Source organism: Ochrobactrum sp. XJ1 (genome assembly GCF_024701725.1).
GTDB lineage: Bacteria > Pseudomonadota > Alphaproteobacteria > Rhizobiales > Rhizobiaceae > Brucella > Brucella anthropi.
This window is the reverse complement of the sequence record NZ_VDGD01000011.1, coordinates 188,196-209,074: the sequence shown is the minus strand read 5'-3', so window position 1 is coordinate 209,074 and position 20,879 is coordinate 188,196. Positions and strand designations below refer to the sequence as shown.

Sequence of the window (20,879 nt, the reverse complement as noted above, 5' to 3'; positions counted from 1 at the left end):
AACTGGACCGACCGCGATCTCCCCAACCCATTCCTGTGAATGTACTTTAGTGACTAAGATCCACTAACCGTTCGAAATCGAACCCGACAGCCTTGTCGTTCAGATGGTATTGTCCCCTGCCCACCCGCACGAAAAGCGCGTTGCCTTCCGGTTGGTTGTCTGTGCAGTTTTCGGCAAGGAACGAGAAGTATCTGGAATAAGGCCAGCCTGGAGCAACCCGGCGCACATCTCTAGGCGAGAAAGGTTCGGAAAGAATACCTTTCACCCGGACAGCATTATGGATTTGAGGATAAATATTCGATCCATTTTTCCACATGCATTAACTTTATCACCAGCACACGCAACATTCATATCCCGCGAACACGGGATAATTGCAGATTTTTCGAATGTAACGTCCAGACTTCGCCGCCAAAACGCTCATGTAATCATCTGTGATCTAGCGCTACTTTTTGTCTCCCGTTCTATTGCGAATGCGCTGTTTCGGATTGTGAAATACGCTTATCCGGTAACTATGGAGAAATTCATGAAAGCAAAAATCTTATTCTTTGGAATGGCAATTGCAGCTCTCACGTCTTTCGGTGCGATGGCCCAATCCAACGACAGTATCACTCAAAACCAAACGAAATTGCCGACACCATACAAGACCGCAAGTCTGCTGATAGCACCCGGGCAGTCCGGCCAATGCTATTATACCAGCGGTTCTGACTGCACAAAGCAATGTGACATGGGCATGTGTGTGAAATGCAAGAATGGCTATTACGCATGTACTAAATTTGATCCGCCTCCCCGCAAGAAGTGATCCCCTGTTTAGAGTTCCGCCATTGCGGAACTCTTCTCCCAAATCCACGAATGAAGGGCATGGAAAAATCAGAAAATGCTCAGATAGATGAGCGGGGACAGACAGAGGAAGAGGGCGATGAACGCAACAAAACTGCGCCGATAAAACAGACCCCAAAGGCCGAAGACTATCGCCACAGGCGCAGTATAGATGCTGAATATGACAAGATATCCATCATCGCCGACGCCGAAAAGCACGATATAGAAGAATATGAGTGCCGTCGCAGCACCAAAAGCCAGCGACACCACAGCAGAAAAACACCAGTCCCGCTTGCGCACTAATCGGTGCGTACCCGCTTTATTCAGAGCCATTGCCAGTGATTGTCAGTCGGCTGGAGCAAGCACGGTAAAGAGCGCTGCTCCGTCGCGATCCAGCTCTTCGACTGCTACCGGATAGATGTCGCCTTCATGTGATTGGAGGCCGACCGTCGATGCCCCCATCGCATCGGATATTGCATCCTTGCTGCCCCAGAACTTGCCGCGCTTTGTGAGGTCCACGCCGTCATCGGGAATAGCGACGCTATATTCCACCGCACCTTTATCGATACCATCACAGATGAGGTTCGCCGATCCGGTCTTGATTGAAACGCTCATCGTTCCTCCGCGCCTGATTGATCTCTTGTCGGGATCGACCCTAACGCGCATCCGCGAAAGTGTAAAATACTGTCTCCGGAAGAAGTGATGGTACGCCCAAGGGGAATCGAACCCCTGTTTGCGCCGTGAGAGGGCGCCGTCCTGACCGCTAGACGATGGGCGCTTAAGCCATGTCGCTGATATAATCGCCAAAGAGAAAAAGTGCAATCCTCGAAGGGAGAAACAAACAAGGCGGCAATCATGCCGCCCTGATCAGCCTCTATCCGCTTCATAGCAGGGCGCTAAGATGCTAACGCTATCCACGCCCTGAAAATGCTCAATCGCCGCACGGGCTTAACCAAGTCTCGGTGAGTCAAACTCAACGCGACTTGGTATTATTCGACATTGCCGAGCTTGATGCGCCCGATGATGCGCGACTCGCGATAGTCATAGATGATGAGTTCCGTACCGCCATCCGGCAGCAGGGTTTCCAGCGAAAGTTCATTGCCGGAAAGGCTTTGCGAGAGAAGACGGGTGCCCGGCGTCAGGTTGATCTGCGATTCGATCAGCTTCGGCGGTTCCGGCTTTACCGGAGCGGAAGCGGCCTGTCCGGGAATATCGGAACGGGCTTCTTCCGCTGGCGGGGTTTCCGGCGCGCGATTGATCTTGTAGACAACGGCGACAAGCACGGCCATAAGACCGATCAGCATGACACCGATGGAGACGGCCAGAAGCCGGATCATTTTGCGGCGCACACGTTCCATGGCTGGATCAAGCGCGGGCTCAGCCTGTTCATCCGGGTAATAGCCCTGCTGATAGTCCTGATAGCCTGAATCCTGATGATTCTGGTATCTCGGATAGTGTGGATCCTGCATTCAACGACTCCGGTTCGAACTTCGCCATGTTATGGCGTGTGGCGCGTGATAGAGCATTTTGCAGCCAAATGGAAACATTTGACGTCGCATAATGCGGTAAAACCAAGAGATAGAGCAGTTCTGACGATTTCGTTAAAACAGGCTCGCTCTCATAGAGGCCCATTCTCTTAAAGGAAAGACACGATTGAAAGAGCTTACGACCGACTCCGACGCCACAGGCAAGCGTCTCGACCAGTGGCTGGCCGCAGCATTGGGGCCGGAACTCTCGCGCAGCCGCGTTCAATCCCTTATTGCCGATGGCCATGTGACCATCGACGGCGCGCCCGCCCGTGAAACCAAGCAGAAGCTGCGCGAAGGCATGACAATCGCCATCGTACTGCCTGAGCCGGAACCAGCCGAACCGATCGCCGAGAACATACCGCTCGATATTCTTTACGAGGATGATGATCTCATCGTGATCAACAAACCCGCCGGGCTTGTCGTTCACCCAGGCAACGGCAACTGGACGGGAACACTCGTCAATGCCCTTATATATCATTGTGGCGATAGCTTGTCGGGCATCGGTGGAATTCGCCGCCCCGGCATCGTTCATCGTCTCGACAAGGATACGAGCGGCGTCATGGTCGTGGCCAAGAATGACCGTTCGCATCGGCATTTGAGCGAACAATTTGCCGACCATGGCCGCACCGGCGATCTGGAACGCGCCTATCTCGCACTCGTCTGGGGCATGACAGAGCGCCCGCAGGGCTTCATCGATGCACATCTTGGACGCTCGCATCGCGACCGCACCAAGCAGGCCGTGGTCAATGAAGAGCGCGAGGATGCCCGACACGCCATCACCCATTATGTGACGGTCGAAAAATTCGCCCCCCTTGAAGATGCAACCGCACTGGCCTCGCTCGTCGAATGCCGCCTTGAGACCGGTCGCACCCACCAGATCCGCGTGCACATGGCGCATATCGGCCATCCGCTTGTCGGCGACATGGACTATGGCAGCGCCTACAAGACCAAGGCCAACAAGCTGCCGGAACCGTTGAAAGAGGCCGTGCGCGGTTTCCACCGGCAGGCACTGCATGCCTGGCTGCTCGCCTTCACCCATCCGGCCACGGAGGAACTGATGCGTTTCGAAGCGCCGGTACCGGAAGATATGGAGCACCTTCTGGAAAATTTCCGGAAGCATTCTATATAATACTGGCAACTATCGTGGTTGGCCGAAAGGATGGATAGCTGATAAACAACAGGCTGTTTCCATCATCAAGATCGGGGGCGCGGCTGCAGTGAAAGCCGCTCTCTTGCCGCAAAAAACAATTCATTTCAGACCAAAGCGCATCCCGAAAAGTGGGAACCGGTTTTCGGGACAAGATGCGCGCAAAATAAAAAGACAGGGTATTTTCTGTGTTTCGGGAAATGCAGAAGATACTCCAGCCACGCAACCTTTGGCCCCGAGCAGCGTTCACATTGTAGTGACAGATTGTTTCATGAGTTAAAGGATCGTGTTTTCGCCAAAATCATGCCTATATATGAGGGCTCGCGAGAGGGAAGTGCAGGAGGCAGCCCCCGCGACAGGTTCGCCAAACGGGAACCTGAAATTATAAAGGAGGGTGCTCTATGGCCCAGATGAATCTCCCAAGCATCACGTCCGGTGACGGTGGCCTTACCCGTTATCTGGAAGAAATTCGTCGCTTTCCCATGCTTGAGCCGCAGGAAGAATACATGCTGGCCAAGCGCTACCACGAACATACCGATCCCAAGGCCGCCCACAGGCTGGTGACAAGCCACCTGCGTCTCGTGGCCAAGATCGCCATGGGCTATCGCGGCTACGGCCTGCCGATTGGTGAAGTAATTTCCGAAGGCAATGTCGGCCTCATGCAGGCCGTGAAGCGTTTCGAACCTGAACGCGGTTTCCGTCTTGCCACCTATGCCATGTGGTGGATCAAGGCCTCGATCCAGGAATATATCCTGCGCTCGTGGAGCCTTGTGAAGATGGGCACGACCGCCAATCAGAAGCGCCTGTTCTTCAATCTGCGCAAGATGAAGAGCAAGATTCAGGCGCTCGATGATGGCGATCTTAACCCGGATCAGGTCAAGCAGATCGCGACCAAGCTCAAGGTCAGCGAAGACGAAGTGGTTTCCATGAACCGCCGTCTGTCCGGTGACGCGTCGCTGAATGCGCCCCTACGCGCTTCGGAAGGCGAATCCGGCGAATGGCAGGACTGGCTGGTCGATGACAGCAGCAGCCAGGAGCAGGTTCTGATCGAGCAGGACGAGCTGGAAAACCGCCGCTCCATGCTCGAACAGGCGATGGATACGCTGAATGACCGTGAACGCCGCATTTTCGAGGCGCGCCGCCTCTCGGACGACCCGATGACGCTGGAAGACCTTTCCAGCGAGTTCGGTATCAGCCGCGAACGCGTGCGCCAGATCGAAGTGCGTGCGTTTGAAAAGGTGCAGGCTGCGGTGAAGGCCGCTGCCTACAAGCAGCAGAAGGCGCTGAACCATGTCGAGGAAGCGCACGCCTAAAGTCACAAGGCACCAAACCGACGCTGACAAGTTCTTTCTGCCGCAGACGGACAACCGTTCTGCGGCAGAATTATTTGGGCGTTACTGAGCCCCCTCGCCTTTGGCGAGTTCAAATCCTTCATCTATCCAGCCTGTCAGCCCGCCCGCCATGATCTTGACCGGCCGGTCGAGATTGGCGAGCCGCAAGGCGCCACGCGCCGCGCCATTGCAATGCGGTCCTGCACAATAAGTGACGAAAATCGTTTCCTGCGACCATTCCGCCATCTTGGACGCGATAATCTTGCCGTGCGGCAGATTGATTGCGCCCGGAATATGCGCCTCTGCAAAATGCACAGGGCTACGCACGTCGAGAAGCACGAAATCGGCTCCTTTGGACAAGGCATCGTGCACGTCCCAGCAATCCGTCTCGAATGTGAATTCGGCTGCGAAATGATCCCACGCCAATGCGCTAGGCGCTGGCGGGATGGCAGTTACGGCTGATTTCCTGTCGGTCTTTGTCACACTATCCATGGGCGATCTCCTTTGTCTTCGGAAAGATTGTCGCCCATTTTCCAATTCACTTGCAATTGGCGTGATTGACAATATACGTAAAGATAATGACAAACCAGATACCAGACCTTAAAGGCCCACTCGTCGTAGCGCTTCTCTATGACCGGCTTTGCACCTTTGAATTCGGCATAGTCGCCGAAATCTTTGGCCTGCCCCGCCCGGAAATGGGACCGGGATGGTATCGCTTCGCCAGTTGCCCGATTGAAGACGGCCCGTTGCGTGCACATGGCGGGTTCGTCATCACGCCCGATGGCGGTCCCGATCTCATTGACGAGGCCGACATCATCATTATTCCGGGCTGGAAAGGTGCAGACGTTCCGGTGCCGGAAGCCATCAGCGAAAGGCTGCGACACGCGCACCAGCGCGGAGCGCGCCTCGCCTCCATCTGTTCAGGGGCTTTCGTCCTGGCTGCGACGGGACTGCTCGACGGTGGCACCGCCACCACGCACTGGCGCTATGCCGACGCGCTGCGTAACAAACATCCCGCAATAGATGTCGATGATGCGTCGCTCTATCGCGAACATGATCGCATCTTCACTTCGGCCGGCAGCGCAGCCGGAATAGACCTCCTCATCGAAATCGTTCGACAGGATTTCGGAGCCGCCGCCGCAAATTCCGTTGCCCGGCGGCTGGTCATGCCCGCTCACCGCACGGGTGGACAGGCACAGTTTCTCGAACGTCCGGTCACAAGGCGCGAAGGCACCACAATCAGCCCGGTTCTGGACAGGATGCGTGCCGATCTTGCCGCGGAATGGACAATCGAGCGCATGGCGGCTGCGTGCCGGATGAGCCCACGCACATTCCTGCGGCGCTTTACTGAGGCAACCGGCGCCACGCCCGGCGACTGGCTCACCATGGAGCGTATCGCGGCTGCCAGGGAATTGCTCTCTCAGGGACAGGCAAGTATTGACGATGTTGCTGCTTCAGTCGGCTTTGGAAGCGCGCACACGCTTCGCCATCATTTCCGTCAGAAGATCGGGATCAGTCCGGCGGAATATCGCAGGCGGTTCCTCACGGAAACTGTCATCCAAGCAATATAAAACCGTCAAACAACTGTAATGGATTGGCTTTAGGGACGAGGGTGTGTTTCACCCTGGAGCGGGCCAGTTGAAACGGATTCGTCGGAACCGCTCCAGCCTTTTGTTTTTACGCATGTCTTGTCCCGAAACCGGTTCCCACTTTCGGGAGACATGCTCCAGCCCGAAGGTCATCCCATGAAAAAGCTCCTGCTCGCCGCAGCTCTTGCGCTTACCGCTGCCACCGCCGCATCTGCTTCCGAATATGTCTCCTTCCTCGATTATCCGCAGAAGGAACAGGACGGGACGGAGTTCTTCACAGCCATCGAAATCCCGCAAGGCAGCTTCACCAAATACGAAATCGATGACAAGACCGGTCACATCGTCGTCGATCGCTACCAGTCCATGCCTGTGATCTATCCGGCCAATTACGGCTCGATCACCAGCACGCTTGCTGGCGACGGCGATCCGCTCGACGCGCTCATCTATACGCGTGAGCCGATTGTTCCGGGTGCGATTATCAAGGTTCGTCCCATCGGCGTCCTGAAGATGATCGATGGTGGCGACCAGGACGACAAGATCGTCGCCGTCCCGACCACGGACATCGATCCGACCTATGACAACATCAAGGAAATCACCGATCTGCCGAAGATCGAACAGCAGCGTCTCGAAGCTTTCTTCCGCGTCTACAAGCAGTTGCCGGAAGGCCGTAAGGTCGTTGAACTGGGCGGTTTCGACAGCGCCGAAGCAGCCCGAAACGAAATCGCCAAGGCCATCAAGGCTTTCGCTGAAAAGAAGTAACCGGCACTATCTCGGCTCGCGTCAAAATAAAAAAGGCCGCTCAAAGCGGCCTTTTTCTGTTTCGATATGTAAGACTAGTTCGTGCCGAGCACGTCGTTGAACGCCTTCTCGCCCGGCACGCCCTTTTCAAGGCTGATAAGGGCGCGGCGACCGTTGCGGTAGGAGATCGGAATATCGATCCACTGCAGGCGGCGCATCAGTGAAAGATTGGTGTCCTGCGCCGTGCGGGCGTCGTTCAGCCACACGATAAAGAAGTTGTCGCCGATCTTCGACGGCACGGCGATCAGCGGATTGCCTGCCGCCTGTTCCGTGTCCTTGAAGGTAATGCGCTGTACATTGTCCACGACGCCACCGGTAAACCCTTCTGGCACGGTGAAGACCAGCTCGATCAGATGGCTCGCCGGGATGGACTGATCCGTATTCTTGCGGATGGTCATCTTCAGCTCGACCTTGCTGGTCGGCATTGTAACGGTCGCGCGGACTGCCGGTTCAGCAGGCTTGCCGTCTTCCGGGCTTTCCTCGATCGTCGACCAGACCACATTGCCACGCTCGACCGAATCCGAACCGGCGCCACCGCGTTCTTCATAAAGAAGCGCCTGCTGGCCGACGGCAACGGTCTGGTTCTGTCCGGGCTGCGCTCCGTTCTGCGTATTCGTTTCAGCGGGCGCAGGCGTGGAAGCAGCGGTCGACGTACCCTCGCCGATTCCGTTTGCAGCACCGGCAGATCCACTATCGGTTTCGCTGCCATCCGGCATCAGCCGCTGCGTCATTTTCGGTTCGCCTGCAGGCTGCTGCGGCTGTTCCGGTGTCTGCTCGCCACCCGTTGTCGCCGTGTTGGTGTCGGCTGGCGGAGTCGTCGAATCTTCGGGATGCGTCCCGGTATCGGAACCGGTCACAGGCGCATCGCTGCGTCCAAGGCTCGACGCCAGTTCCTGAATCTTGTCCTTGTTGGCCCAGACCGCATAGCCAGCACCGCCGAGAACCAGAACGGCGACCAGAGCTGCAATCAGCCCCTTATAGGAACGCTGCTCCTTCTTGGAGGTGCGTTCGATATATTCGCTGCGGCGGGCCTGCGCCTTTTCCTTGGCGCGGTCCAGTTTCCAGTCGTCGCTGCGCTCGGCTGCAAAGGCCGGTGCGTCATCATCTTCACTGGAGAAATTGTCGCGACGCTCGTCGCGCGGTGCACTGGAGAATGCGGGTTCGTCATCATCTTCATGCGCCTGCGCGCGCTCTGCTGCGTCCTGATTCGCCTCCTGCAGGAAATCTTCCAGCGCATCCTCAACCGGCTCTTCCGGTACGGCGGCTGGCGGCGCATAAAAGGCTTCAACCTCGGCAATGGCATCTTCGAGAATATTGCGCTGGCGGACAGCTACAGCCTGCGAGGCATTTGCCGTAACAAGCTTTTGCTCGATCGTTGCGCGCGCTTTCGCGTAAACGCGCTGGCGCAATTCGGGCGATTTGTCCGCCTGCGCATCGATCGTCTTTTTCAGTACCGCTACAAAATCCGCCATTCCGTCTTACCCGGTTTCCGCCCGTCCAGATGAACAATAAGCACAGGATGCAATAAATGTCCCAATAATCACAATAATCAAGGGAAAGCAAAGTCTCTGGCTACGATTTAGCGAAGACTTTCAAAATGATGCGGTGAAATAGTGGCAAAATTCACCCTGATGCGAAGCTTTGTACGGCCCATTGCGTTCTTTGTACAACGGTCGAAACAAAATCGGAGCAGCTTCCGGAAAAGCTGCTCCGAACATATCGCTCATTGACTGCAAACAATCAGTCGTGGAACGGATCAGTGACGAGGATCGTGTCCTCGCGTTCCGGGCTGGTGGAGAGCATCGCCACCGGCGCACCGATCAGTTCTTCGATGTGACGGACGTATTTGACAGCCTGCGCCGGAAGATCATTCCACGAACGCGCACCGGCGGTCGTTTCGGACCAGCCCGGCAGCGTTTCATAGATCGGCTTGACGCGTGCCTGCGCGCCCATGGAGGACGGCAGATAGTCGATGCGCTTGCCGTCGAGTTCATAGGCGACGCAGATCTTGATTTCGTCCAGACCATCGAGAACATCGAGCTTGGTGAGCGCAATGCCGGTGATACCGGAAGTACGAACCGTCTGGCGCACAATGACGGCATCGAACCAGCCGCAGCGGCGCTTGCGACCCGTTACCACGCCGAATTCATGGCCCTTGGTGCCGAGGAATTCGCCGATCTCGTCGTTCAGCTCGGTCGGGAACGGACCTTCGCCAACGCGGGTCGTATAGGCCTTGGTGATGCCAAGCACATAACCGATGGCCGTCGGGCCGAGGCCCGAACCGGCGGCAGCCTGACCGGCAACCGTGTTGGAGGACGTCACGAACGGATACGTGCCGTGGTCGTTGTCGAGCAGTGCGCCCTGCGCGCCTTCGAACAGGATACGGTCGCCCGCCTTGCGACGTTCGTCGAGAACGCGCCAGACCTGATCGATATAGGGCAGAATCTGATCGGCAACCGAGGTCAGTTCGGTCAAAATGGTTTCGACCGCAATTTCCTCAAGCCCCATGCCGCGACGCAGCAGATTGTGGTGCGCCAGCAGACGTTCGACCTTTGGCTGCAGCGTTTCCGGCTCGGCCAGATCGATCACGCGGATGGCGCGACGGCCGACCTTGTCTTCGTAGGCTGGGCCAATGCCGCGCTTGGTCGTGCCGATCTTGAGACCCGAATTGGAGCCTTCGCGCATGGCGTCGAGATCGCGATGGATGGAAAGGATGAGCGGAGCGTTTTCAGCAATACGCAGCACATCCGGGTTGATGTCGATACCTTGTGCGCGCAGCTTCTCGGTTTCAGCAACGAAATGATGCGGATCGACAACGACACCGTTGCCAATGACGCTCAGCTTGCCGCGCACGAGGCCGGATGGCAGCAGCGAAAGCTTGTAGCTGACGCCGTCGATAACAAGCGTATGACCTGCGTTATGACCACCCTGGTAGCGCACGATGACATCGGCGCGTTCGGACAGCCAGTCAACGATCTTACCCTTGCCCTCATCGCCCCATTGCGATCCGACGACAACCACATTTGCCATTGAAGAAACTCCTTGGCTTCTATTTGAAAATCCAAGGATCGAAGCGGCCCGGTCATCGCCAGTTGAGGCTACAGGGTGCTGATCCCTCGTCTCTATACAGATTGAAACGGGATTGCGCGACTCTTTCGTGCAAGAATTTGCTATTTTTGAACAGCCGTCGGAAACGGAGGGCGCTTAGGTCGCTTGAGATTCCGTTTATTGCGTGGCGAAAATGGTGGGATTTGAGACCCGGAGCGGAATGTACATTCAAGCATAGTCCCGAAAAGTTGCAGATTTTTCGGACAAGACTATGCGTCCAGGAGATGTACATGAGCACCGGAAGCGAAAAATCACGCCATTTGCAGACCGTCAGAAACGGAATATCCGCGACCTAGCCGGCGCGGACCATATAGAGTGCATCATCCGAATAGCTCTTGAGCTTTTCCTCAAGCGCCGGAAGATCGCGGACGACAAAGCCCTTCTTTTCCCAGAAGCCTTGCGAGCCGTTGACTGCAACGAGAGACATGGTAACGAAGCCGTCGCGTTCGGCTTGCGTGGCCATCAGTTCCACGACACGTGTGGCAGCACCGCTGGAACGGGCATCAGGCAGAAGCGCGATATCGTGGATATAGTAGGTGTTGGTATCATCCGGCAGTTCGCCCAGAACGGCGTTGAGAGCCGGAACCGTATCGAGCTTCCACGGATGGCTGATGCCATAACCAAGGATTTCAGTATCACGGGCGAGCACGAAGCAGCCCGCCGGATAGAGTTTGAAGCGGTCCCGGAAGACCGCCTCATCTTCAAAGAAGTCGAGATGGACAACATTAGCAACCGCAGTCACGCCCGCAATATCCTGCTCGTGCATGCGCCGCCATTCCGGCTGTACCATCTCTTCAACCATTTTCTCAAACTTCTCCGACGTTGAACTCAAGCGGTGTTGCCGCCTTGATTGCCTCTTGAGCCGTCAGTTCGTCAAGTGCTGCCTGTGGAATCTGTTCATCCACATAGAGCATGGCGATCGCATCGCCACCCGGATGGTCACGTCCGAGCGAGAAGTTTGCGATGTTGATATTGTGCTTGCCGCAGATCGTGCCAAGCAGGCCGATCATGCCCGGAACGTCCTTGTTGGTGACGTAAAGCATGTGCGGGCCGACCTCGGCATCGAGATTGATTCCCTTGATCTGGATGAAACGCGCCTTGCCGTCCGAGAAGCAGGTTCCGGCGATGGAGCGTTCACGCAAGGTGGTCTTCACCGTCAGCTTGATATAACCGTCGAAGATACCGGACTTGTCGCGCTTGACTTCCGAAACGATGATGCCGCGTTCCTTCACCATGATCGGTGCGGAAACCATGTTGACGTCGGCGACCTGCGGACGGATGAGACCGGCCAGAGCCGCACTCAACAATGCGCGCGTGTTCATCGTGGCGGTGGAACCGTCGAACAGCACTTCCACTTCCTGGATCGGCTCATCCGTGACCTGACCGACGAAAGCGCCAAGCACATCGGCAAGTTTTACGAACGGCTTGAGGCGCGGCGCTTCTTCCGCCGTGATCGACGGCATGTTGATCGCGTTGGAAACGGCGCCCTTCACGAGATAGTCCGACATCTGTTCGGCCACCTGAAGCGCAACATTTTCCTGCGCTTCCGAGGTCGATGCACCGAGATGCGGCGTGCAGACGACATTGGGCAGCGAAAAAAGTTCGTTTTCCGTCGCCGGTTCCGTTTCGTAAACGTCTATACCGGCACCGGCCACATGGCCGGATTTCAGCGCTGCCACCAGATCCTTTTCCACGATCAGGCCACCGCGGGCGCAATTGACGATACGCACACCCGGCTTTGTCTTGGCAAGGTTTTCCGCATTGATGATATTGCGGGTCTTGTCGGTCAATGGCGTGTGCAGCGTGATGAAATCGGCGCGGGCAAGCAGTTCGTCAAGCTCAACCTTTTCAACGCCCAGTTCCTGCGCACGAGATTCGGACAGGAACGGATCGAAAGCCACCACATGCATCTTCAGGCCGATGGCCCGGGTCGCGACAATCGAACCGATATTGCCGCAACCGACGACACCCAGCGTCTTGCCGGTGATTTCCACGCCCATGAAGCGGTTCTTTTCCCACTTGCCTGCGCGGGTGGAGGTGTCTGCCTCCGGCAATTGCCGCGCCACGGCGAACATCAGCGCAATGGCATGTTCGGCAGTGGTGATCGAGTTGCCGAACGGCGTATTCATGACAATGATACCGCGGCGCGAAGCCGCCGGAATATCGACATTGTCCACGCCGATACCGGCGCGACCAACGACCTTGAGCTTCTTGGCAGCTGCAATCAGCTTTTCCGTGACCTTGGTGGCCGAACGGATCGCCAGACCATCATAATCGCCGATGACTTCGAGAAGCTTTTCCTTGTCCTTGCCGAGATCAGGCAGGTAATCGACTTCCACGCCGCGATCCTTGAAAATCTGGACGGCAGTGGGCGAAAGCTTATCGGATACGAGAACGCGAGGTGCCATGGAGGCCTCCTTCAAACATTTTCAGACCAAACATTTCCCGTAAACACAGACCGATCTGCTTCAGGAAATGCTATGAATAATGGGGGATGCGGACCGTGGCCGCCCCAACGCGGACCACGGCGTCATGCACGAAATGCTCAGGCAGCAGCTTTCAGCGCAGCCTTTTGCGTTGCAAAAGCCCAATCCAGCCAATGCGTCAGCGCTTCCAGATCGGAAGTTTCCACCGTGGCACCGGCCCAGATGCGCAGACCCGAAGGTGCATCGCGATAAGCGCCGATGTCATAGGCAACGCCCTCCTTGTCGAGCGCAGTGACAATGCCCTTGGCGAAAGCGGCCTGCTCGTCGGCAGACAAGGCCGTCACTTCCGGATCGACAATCGTAAGGCAGACGGAGGTGTTCGAGCGCGTTTCCGGCTTCACCGCCAGATTGGCAATCCACGGCGTCTTTGCGACAAAGCCGTCGAGAACTGCAAAATTCGCATCGGCACGCGCAACCAGCGCATCGAGACCGCCGAGCGATTTCGCCCATTTCAGCGCATCGAGATAGTCTTCCACACAGAGCATGGACGGCGTGTTGATGGTTTCGCCGACGAAGATGCCTTCGATCAGCTTGCCGCCCTTGGTCATGCGGAAAATCTTCGGCAACGGCCAAGCAGGCTTGTAGCTTTCCAGACGTTCGACAGCACGCGGGCTGAGGATCAGGATGCCGTGTGCACCCTCACCGCCCAGAACCTTCTGCCAGGAGAAGGTTACGACGTCGAGTTTCGGAAAATCGAGGCGTTGCGCGAAAGCGGCAGATGTTGCATCGCAGAAGGTCAGGCCCTTGCGGTCTGCCGGAATGAAATCGCCATTCGGGACGCGCGCACCGGACGTGGTGCCGTTCCAGGTGAAGACCACATCGCGGTCGAAATCGACCTGCGAAAAATCGACAATCTCACCATAAGGCGCGTCGAAGGTGCGAACATCTTCGAGCTTGAGCTGTTTGGTCACATCCGTGACCCAGCCCGAACCGAAGCTTTCCCACGCGACCATATCGACGCCGCGTGCGCCGAGCATGGACCACAGCGCCATCTCGACAGCGCCGGTGTCGGAAGCAGGCACGATACCGATACGGTAATCGGCAGGCACCTGCAGCACTTCGCGGGTAAGATCAATGGCCTCTTTGAGCTTTGTCTTGCCGATTTTCGCACGGTGCGAACGGCCAAGCGCCGCATCGACCAGCGCATTCAGCGACCAGCCGGGACGTTTTGCACAGGGACCGGATGAAAAATTAGGATTAGCCGGGCGAACTGCCGGCTTCGCAATCGTCGTCATGTTGTTTCTATCCTCTCAGATAGCACGCGTCTCGTTGGGGAGACGTGGCCCACTTACTGGGATAGCTGAAAGCGCATTTTTCATCAATACGCCTTTCTGGGAATATTTTTACCCAACCCGCCCGAATTGCTTCGGGCGGGTAGAATTTCGTTATCGGGTCGCTGTCTTCGTTTCAGACAGCTCTTCTTCCATGCGCGCATAATAGCTCGCAATCAGCGCACCGGAGATATTGTGCCAGACACTGAAAACGGCGCTCGGCACAGCCGCCAGCGGCGAGAAATGCGCATTGGCGAGCGCCGCGCCAAGGCCGCTGTTCTGCATCCCGACCTCGATGCTGATCGCCTTGCGCTTGGCAAGCGACAGACCCGCGAAGCGCGCTGCGAAGTAGCCTAGAACCAGACCGAAGCTGTTATGCAGAACGACAACCGCGAAGATCAGCAGGCCAGACTGGGCGATAGCGGCCTTGTTGACAGCCACGACGGCGGAAACGATGAGCACAATGCCGATGACTGACACGAGCGGCAACATGGGCACAGCCGCCTTGACCAAACCCGGCACCAGCTTTTGCAGGATGAAACCCAGCGCCAGAGGCAGGAGAATCACCTTCACGATGCTGATGAACATGCTCATCGCATCGACCGGCAGATATTGGCTGGCGAAGAACCAGACCAGGAAAGGCGTCACGAGAGGCGCCAGCAAGGTCGTGACGCTCGTGCAGGCCACGCTTAGTGCCACGTCGCCCTTCGACAGATAGGTCATGACGTTGCTGGCCGTTCCACCGGGGCAGCAACCGACCAGAATAACGCCCGCAGCCACTTCCGGTGACATCGGGATGATACGCGTCAGCAACACGGCGAGAAGCGGCATGATGATGAACTGGGCCAGCACACCGATGGCGACCTCGAAAGGTCGTTTGGCGACTTCCGCAAAATCCTTGCCGGAAATGGTCAGGCCCATCCCGAACATGATGATGCCGAGCAGAACCACGATCCATGGCGCAAATACGCTGAACGTAGACGGCAGAACAAAGCCGAGAATGGCAAAGACAATGACCCAGATGGCAAAAGTCCGGCCTACGAAATCTGAAAATGCTGCAATTGCTTTCATAACCCTCCCCTTTTCAGGAAACGCGCTCGACGCGTTCTTTCACCTGTAAGGATTCGGGTCGCATATGAAAACGAAAAATTCGACACAACTAAAACAATAAACTGCAAAGCGGGCCGAAAGACCCGCTGCAATTATAGCAGGGCGCTAAGATGCTAACGCATCACACCCTGAAAATGCTCAATTACCGCACGGGCTTAACCAGGTCTCGATGAGTCAAACTCAATGAGACTTGGTATTACCATGTCGTGAAGCGCACACCGGCGCGCAGCTGATGGGACTGAATATCCTTGTCGCTGAGCGTGAGGCCTGCAGCACTTGCAATATCAGCACCCTCGATGACCCCATAACGATAGCCGATATCAAGCTTGATGTTGGATGCCACGTCGATGCCCACACCCGCCATCAGCGCCCAGGCGAGACGATATTCATCGTCGGTCTTGTAGTTACCATAGGCCGTATCAATGGAATAGCGCACATTGGCGAAGCCAAGGCCTGCACCGAGATAAGGTGTGAAGCCGTAATAATTGCCGAGATCGACATAGGCGTTGGCCATCATGTCCCAGCTACGAACATCGACGTCCAAGTCGTCGAAGCTCTGCTTGGAATAGCCGAGCGTCACGTCGCCGCGCAGATTATCCGTGAACTGATAACCGACACCGACGGACGGCACGACATTCTTGTCCAGATCATAGCTTTGCGATGCGCTCCAGAAAGATGTCTCTGTCTGAACCTTGACCTTGGAGGAGAGATTGTAGCCGATATCGCCGCGCAGATACCAACCGGACCCGACCTCGACCGGCTGCTGCACCGGAGCGCCCGGTTCGTAGCTGATCATATCGAGATCGGCGGCAAAAGACTGCGATGCGACGCATAATCCGGCCAGCAAAGCAGCCGACGAACAGAAAGCACGCCATTGCATAGACATGATGATATCCCCGCTTATGAATGTATCATCATGTATGAATGAACATGGTTAAGATCGCATAAATATAGGGATATGTTTACTGTACTTCTAAACAAATAAGGCCCGGATGACCGGGCCTTATTTTCATCGCGCGATTTGCAATTACTTGTAAACGGGACCGTCTACGATGGTCGAAACCTGCTGCGGAGCATAGGCCGGGCCTGCACCGCCGAACATATAGCGCAGGCCGACGCGCACATCATGCACGTTCATGCCGTTGTCGTATCCGTCACCGATCCACTGATTGCCTTCAAACATCTTGCCGCCATTGATATGGCGATAGCGATAGCCCGCATCGAGCTTGAGGTTCTGTGTGAGATCGACCGACGCACCGGCCATGAGCGCGTAGGTAAAGCGCCAGTTGGCAGCGCCTTCCTGCGTACCACCATAGCGAACATCGTCCAGATCGCCCCACTTCACCCGCGTTCCACCAATGCCAGCGCCGACATAAGGCGTGAAGCCGGCAAAATTGCCGAGATCAACATAGGCATTGGCCAGAATGGAGAGAGCCGAGAAGCGACCGCGCTCGTCGGAAGCGCAGTTGATGTCACCGTTACAGGCCGAACCATAAGTGTGGCCATCAAACTTGGCGCGGGTCATGTAGTCTACCGTCAGATCGGTACGGAAATAATCCGTCACCTGATAACCGACACCGCCGCCCACGAGGAACGACCCCTTGAGATCGCCATAAAGCGTGTTGCTGCCGAAGGTCGGCGAGCCGCCGCCGCAGGTCGCGCAATTATCGATGGTCGCGTAATCAGCGTCCTTGAACTTGGCCTTGGAGTAACCGATATCGCCGCGCAAATACCAGCCACCAACGGCGGGCGGAGCGACAACGACTTCCGGAACTTCTGGAACTGGCTCCAGTATGTCGGCCGCAGAAGCGACGGGCGCTGCAGCCATCAGGGCAACCGATGCCGCCACACCGGCAAAAAGAGCTTTCGTAAAACTTTTCATATGTCTGCCCCATCGGAGAATCGCGCCGCTGAAAGCGACGGGTACGGATGTTTGAGGGGAGACTATTCGGCAAAAGTTAAATACAACTTAACCTTGTTTTTTTACCAAGTTCATTAACACTCGCTAATGTACAAAATGCATTCCAAACGCAAAAGGCGCGGGACAAAACCCGCGCCTTTGCTCGCATTATCTTTAAAGGCATCAGGCCGCAGCGCTGCCCTCGGACGAGATCACGTCGATGATATCGTTGACGACCTTTTCCACCAGACCACGATCATCACCTTCTGCCATGACGCGGATAAGTGGCTCCGTGCCGGATGGGCGGATAACCAGACGGCCCTGAACGCCAAGACGCTCGGTAGCTTCGTCAATTGCGCTCTTCACGCGCTTGTTCTCCAGCGGCTTGCCGCCCGAGGTACGAACGTTCTTCAAAAGCTGCGGCACCGGATCAAACTTGCGGCAGATTTCGCTGATTGGCTTGCCCTGCTCCTGCGCGACAGCAAGGATCTGCAATGCCGAAATGAGACCATCGCCAGTCGTCGCATAATCGGACAGAACGATATGGCCGGACTGCTCGCCACCGACATTGAAGCCATGTTCGCGCATATGTTCGACCACATAGCGGTCGCCCACCTTGGTGCGGGCCAGCGTCAGATGACGGTCGGCAAGGAAGCGCTCCAGTCCAAGGTTGGACATGACGGTTGCCACGATGCCGCCGCCTTCGAGACGATCACTTGCAGCCCAGCTTTCAGCGATCACGGCCATCAGCTGGTCGCCATCGATGACGGTACCGTTTTCATCGACCAACAGCACACGGTCCGCATCGCCATCCAGCGCGATGCCGACATCGGCGCGCACTTCGTGAACCTTCTTCATCAGGCCGATCGGATGCGTCGAACCGCAATCCTCGTTGATGTTGATGCCGTTTGGCTCGTTGTTGATGGTGATGACTTCCGCACCCAGCTCCCACAGGGCGGCAGGGGCAACCTTGTAACCCGCACCATTGGCACAATCGACAACAATGCGCAGGCCGTTCAGGTCGATATTGCGCGGCAGTGTACGCTTCGCGAATTCGATATAGCGATAGATATCGCCGTCGACGCGCTTGGCGCGGCCGACATCACCGTGGCTGGCCAGATAAGGGGTCAGATCACCATCGATCATCGCCTCGATCTTCAGCTCGATCTCGTCAGAAAGCTTGAAACCATCCGGACCAAAAAGCTTGATGCCATTGTCATAGAATGGATTGTGCGATGCGGAAATCATGACGCCGATATCGGCACGCAGCGAGCGGCAGAGCATTGCAACGGCAGGCGTCGGGATCGGGCCAAGCAGGAAAACATCCATACCGGCAGCGGTAAAACCGGCCACCAGCGCGTTTTCAAGCATATAGCCCGAACGGCGCGTATCCTTGCCGATCACAACGCGCGAAGTCTGGCCCTTGCGGCGGAAGATGTGACCGACAGCCATACCGACTTTCATGGCAACTTCCGGTGTCATCGGGAAGCTGTTTGCCTGTCCGCGAATGCCATCGGTTCCAAAATATTTCCGTGTCATCTGTTTCGCCTTGCGCTGAGCCATGAACCGCTCTCTATGTCTTCAAATATATGCCGCCTGAATTGATCGGCGAGCAATGGCTGCCGGTTGCCGGACAGCAGATTTTCGCTGTTCTTAACGCGAAAACACCCACAAATGCAATTTCGCCTTTTGCGGCAGGTTTAACGTTCCCACGTCCTAAGTCGTAATCTGACGCAATATGATGCGCCGAAATCCTTAATGAGCCTTTGCGGTAAGCCCAAACAAAGCCAGATAACAAGAAAGCCGGGACAAGCCCGGCTTTCTTGGTTTCGCTTTCAGGCAGCTTATTGCGGCTGCGGCTCCATACCCGGTTCGTTGCCAGGCTCGCTGCCCTTGCGCTTGCGCGGGCTTCCAGCCTTCGGCACACCCGAACCACGCGACGGCGTATCGTTGCCCTGATCGCGCGACGGCTTGTTGCCCGCAATCAGTTCCTTGATCTCGTCGCCGGAGAGCGTTTCATATTCGAGCAGACCCTCGGCAAGCGCGATCCAGTCCTTCTTCTTCTTGGTCAGGATGCGGGTCGCCTCGGCATAGGCCTCGTCGATCAGGCGACGCACTTCGGCGTCGATGATCTGCGCGGTTTCTTCCGAAATATTCTGCGTGCGGGACACCGAATGGCCAAGGAAGACTTCTTCCTGATTGTCGCCATAGGCCACACGGCCAAGCTTGTCGGAATAGCCCCACTGGGTCACCATCGAGCGGGCAAGCTTGGTGGCCTGCTGAATATCGGAGGAAGCACCGGAAGTGATGTTTTCCTTGCCGAACTTCAGCTCTTCGGCCACACGACCGCCCATCATGATGGCAAGACGCGATACCATCCAGGTATAGGTCGCCGAATAACGGTCGCCTTCCGGAAGCTGCATCACCATGCCGAGCGCACGACCGCGCGGAATGATCGTTGCCTTGTGGACCGGATCAGCCTTCGGCACGTTGATCGCAACGATGGCATGACCGGCTTCATGATAGGCCGTATTGGCCTTTTCTTCCTGCGTCATGGCGGAGCGGCGTTCCGCACCCATCATGATCTTGTCCTTGGCGTCTTCGAATTCCTGCATGGTCACAAGGCGCTTGTTGCGGCGCGCGGCCATGAGGGCAGCTTCGTTGACGAGGTTGGCGAGATCGGCACCGGAGAAGCCCGGCGTGCCACGTGCGACAACCCTGAGATCGACATTGGGTGCAAGCGGCACATTGCGCACATGCACTTTGAGAATCTGTTCGCGACCGACAATATCCGGATTCGGAACCACAACCTGACGGTCGAAACGGCCCGGACGCAAGAGCGCGGGATCGAGAACGTCGGGGCGGTTGGTCGCCGCGATCAGGATGATCGATTCGTTGGCTTCAAAGCCGTCCATCTCGACCAGAAGCTGATTGAGCGTCTGTTCGCGTTCATCATTACCGCCGCCGAGACCAGCGCCGCGATGACGACCGACGGCATCGATTTCGTCGATGAAGATGATGCAAGGCGCATTCTTCTTGGCCTGTTCGAACATGTCGCGGACACGGCTTGCACCAACACCGACGAACATTTCAACGAAGTCCGAACCGGAAATGGTGAAGAATGGCACATTGGCTTCGCCTGCTACGGAGCGCGCCAGAAGCGTCTTACCGGTGCCGGGAGGGCCCACGAGCAGCACGCCACGCGGAATCTTGCCGCCCAGGCGCTGGAACTTCTGCGGATCGCGCAGGAATTCGACGATTTCCTCAAGATCCTGCTTGGCTTCGTCAACACCGGCGACGTCCTGGAAAGTCACGCGGCCATGTGCTTCCGTCAGAAGCTTGGCCTTGGACTTGCCGAAGCCCATCGCACCGCGCGAGCCACCCTGCATCTGGCGCATGAAGAAAATCCATACGCCGAGGATCAGGATCATCGGAAGCCACGACAGGAGAATGCCGATCAGCGAGCTGGAACCGTCGGTTTCAGGGCGCGCAGTAATCGCGACATCCTTGCTTTCAAGGCGCGAAACAAGACCCGTATCGCCCGGCGAATAGGTCTGGAAGGTCGAGCCATTATCAGCAAACGTACCGCTGATCCGCTGGCCGGTAATCGTGACCGATTTCACGCGACCGTTGGAAACGTCGTCAATAAACTGCGAATAGGAAACTTCACGGGAATTGGAGCGCTGACCTGGGCTTTGGAACAGGTTGAACAGCGCGATCAAAAGAAGAGCAATGATCGCCCAAAGGGCGAAGTTGCGATAGTTCGGATTCATATCGGGTCCAATCGATACCAC

At 56.5% G+C, this 20,879-nt stretch carries 20 protein-coding genes and 1 tRNA gene; 5 read left to right on the top strand and 16 right to left on the bottom strand.

Annotation, left to right across the window (positions count from 1 at the left end; all coding sequences use genetic code 11):
* Positions 1–46: 46 nt before the first annotated feature.
* Positions 47–316: a hypothetical protein gene (locus tag FG152_RS20490; RefSeq protein WP_071634167.1), complete on the bottom strand. Its 270-nt coding sequence runs from the start codon at positions 314–316 to the stop codon at positions 47–49.
* A gap of 207 nt (positions 317–523) precedes the next feature.
* On the opposite strand from FG152_RS20490, the gene FG152_RS20485 reads away from it, so the two are divergent.
* Positions 524–799: a hypothetical protein gene (locus FG152_RS20485; protein ID WP_010661350.1), complete on the top strand. Its 276-nt coding sequence runs from the start codon at positions 524–526 to the stop codon at positions 797–799.
* A gap of 68 nt (positions 800–867) precedes the next feature.
* Here the strand turns inward: FG152_RS20485 and FG152_RS20480 are convergent, their stop codons facing one another.
* The 4 genes from FG152_RS20480 to FG152_RS20465 all read right to left on the bottom strand — a co-directional run bounded on the left by FG152_RS20480 (position 868) and on the right by FG152_RS20465 (position 2,285).
* Positions 868–1,149 (bottom strand): hypothetical protein, encoded by a 282-nt coding sequence (locus FG152_RS20480; protein ID WP_029929574.1) that lies wholly within the window; start codon positions 1,147–1,149, stop codon positions 868–870.
* Between the two features lie 12 nt (positions 1,150–1,161).
* Positions 1,162–1,431 carry a hypothetical protein gene (locus FG152_RS20475; RefSeq protein WP_010661352.1) on the bottom strand — a complete coding sequence of 90 codons (270 nt, stop codon included), beginning with the start codon at positions 1,429–1,431 and terminating at the stop codon, positions 1,162–1,164.
* A gap of 88 nt (positions 1,432–1,519) precedes the next feature.
* Positions 1,520–1,594, bottom strand: a tRNA-Glu gene (locus tag FG152_RS20470).
* Between the two features lie 211 nt (positions 1,595–1,805).
* Complete coding sequence (locus FG152_RS20465) at positions 1,806–2,285, bottom strand: hypothetical protein (protein ID WP_010661353.1); 480 nt, start codon at positions 2,283–2,285, stop codon at positions 1,806–1,808.
* A 184-nt stretch (positions 2,286–2,469) separates the two neighbouring features.
* Here FG152_RS20465 and FG152_RS20460 point away from each other — a divergent pair, with 184 nt between their 5' ends.
* Both FG152_RS20460 and rpoH read left to right on the top strand, forming a co-directional pair.
* Positions 2,470–3,474, top strand: a complete 1,005-nt coding sequence (locus tag FG152_RS20460; protein ID WP_010661354.1) for an RluA family pseudouridine synthase — start codon at positions 2,470–2,472, stop codon at positions 3,472–3,474.
* A gap of 419 nt (positions 3,475–3,893) precedes the next feature.
* Positions 3,894–4,805 carry an RNA polymerase sigma factor RpoH gene (gene rpoH, locus FG152_RS20455; RefSeq protein ID WP_010661355.1) on the top strand — a complete coding sequence of 304 codons (912 nt, stop codon included), beginning with the start codon at positions 3,894–3,896 and terminating at the stop codon, positions 4,803–4,805.
* A gap of 81 nt (positions 4,806–4,886) precedes the next feature.
* Here the strand turns inward: rpoH and FG152_RS20450 are convergent, their stop codons facing one another.
* Entirely contained in the window at positions 4,887–5,315 is a 429-nt protein-coding gene (locus tag FG152_RS20450) for a rhodanese-like domain-containing protein (protein ID WP_010661356.1), read from the bottom strand.
* A gap of 86 nt (positions 5,316–5,401) precedes the next feature.
* Here FG152_RS20450 and ftrA point away from each other — a divergent pair, with 86 nt between their 5' ends.
* Together ftrA and FG152_RS20440 are read left to right on the top strand one after the other, a co-directional pair.
* Positions 5,402–6,394, top strand: a complete 993-nt coding sequence (ftrA, locus tag FG152_RS20445; protein ID WP_010661357.1) for a transcriptional regulator FtrA — start codon at positions 5,402–5,404, stop codon at positions 6,392–6,394.
* Positions 6,395–6,568: 174 nt separating this feature from the next.
* Positions 6,569–7,171, top strand: a complete 603-nt coding sequence (locus FG152_RS20440) for an inorganic diphosphatase (RefSeq protein ID WP_029376270.1) — start codon at positions 6,569–6,571, stop codon at positions 7,169–7,171.
* 74 nt (positions 7,172–7,245) lie between these two features.
* On the opposite strand, the gene FG152_RS20435 is transcribed toward FG152_RS20440, so the two are convergent.
* The 10 genes from FG152_RS20435 to ftsH form a co-directional block, all read right to left on the bottom strand.
* On the bottom strand, positions 7,246–8,682 hold the full coding sequence (locus FG152_RS20435) for a hypothetical protein (protein ID WP_010661359.1): 1,437 nt from the start codon (positions 8,680–8,682) through the stop codon (positions 7,246–7,248).
* 268 nt (positions 8,683–8,950) lie between these two features.
* Positions 8,951–10,240, bottom strand: coding sequence for an adenylosuccinate synthase (locus FG152_RS20430; protein ID WP_010661360.1), 1,290 nt, complete (start codon positions 10,238–10,240; stop codon positions 8,951–8,953).
* Between the two features lie 370 nt (positions 10,241–10,610).
* Entirely contained in the window at positions 10,611–11,120 is a 510-nt protein-coding gene (locus FG152_RS20425) for a GNAT family N-acetyltransferase (RefSeq protein ID WP_010661361.1), read from the bottom strand.
* A gap of 4 nt (positions 11,121–11,124) precedes the next feature.
* A complete protein-coding gene (serA, locus tag FG152_RS20420) occupies positions 11,125–12,726 on the bottom strand; it encodes a phosphoglycerate dehydrogenase (protein ID WP_010661362.1) in 1,602 nt (533 codons plus the stop codon).
* A gap of 137 nt (positions 12,727–12,863) precedes the next feature.
* On the bottom strand, positions 12,864–14,039 hold the full coding sequence (locus FG152_RS20415; RefSeq protein WP_010661363.1) for a phosphoserine transaminase: 1,176 nt from the start codon (positions 14,037–14,039) through the stop codon (positions 12,864–12,866).
* 150 nt (positions 14,040–14,189) lie between these two features.
* Entirely contained in the window at positions 14,190–15,146 is a 957-nt protein-coding gene (locus tag FG152_RS20410; RefSeq protein ID WP_010661364.1) for a bile acid:sodium symporter family protein, read from the bottom strand.
* Positions 15,147–15,381: 235 nt separating this feature from the next.
* The gene (locus tag FG152_RS20405) at positions 15,382–16,071 is read right to left on the bottom strand and encodes an outer membrane protein (protein WP_029376271.1); all 690 of its coding nucleotides are present in this window, start codon (positions 16,069–16,071) and stop codon (positions 15,382–15,384) included.
* Between the two features lie 141 nt (positions 16,072–16,212).
* Complete coding sequence (locus tag FG152_RS20400) at positions 16,213–17,067, bottom strand: outer membrane protein (RefSeq protein WP_010661366.1); 855 nt, start codon at positions 17,065–17,067, stop codon at positions 16,213–16,215.
* Between the two features lie 201 nt (positions 17,068–17,268).
* Positions 17,269–18,624, bottom strand: a complete 1,356-nt coding sequence (gene glmM, locus FG152_RS20395) for a phosphoglucosamine mutase (RefSeq protein ID WP_010661367.1) — start codon at positions 18,622–18,624, stop codon at positions 17,269–17,271.
* 305 nt (positions 18,625–18,929) lie between these two features.
* Complete coding sequence (ftsH, locus tag FG152_RS20390; protein ID WP_010661368.1) at positions 18,930–20,858, bottom strand: ATP-dependent zinc metalloprotease FtsH; 1,929 nt, start codon at positions 20,856–20,858, stop codon at positions 18,930–18,932.
* Positions 20,859–20,879 lie beyond the last annotated feature (21 nt).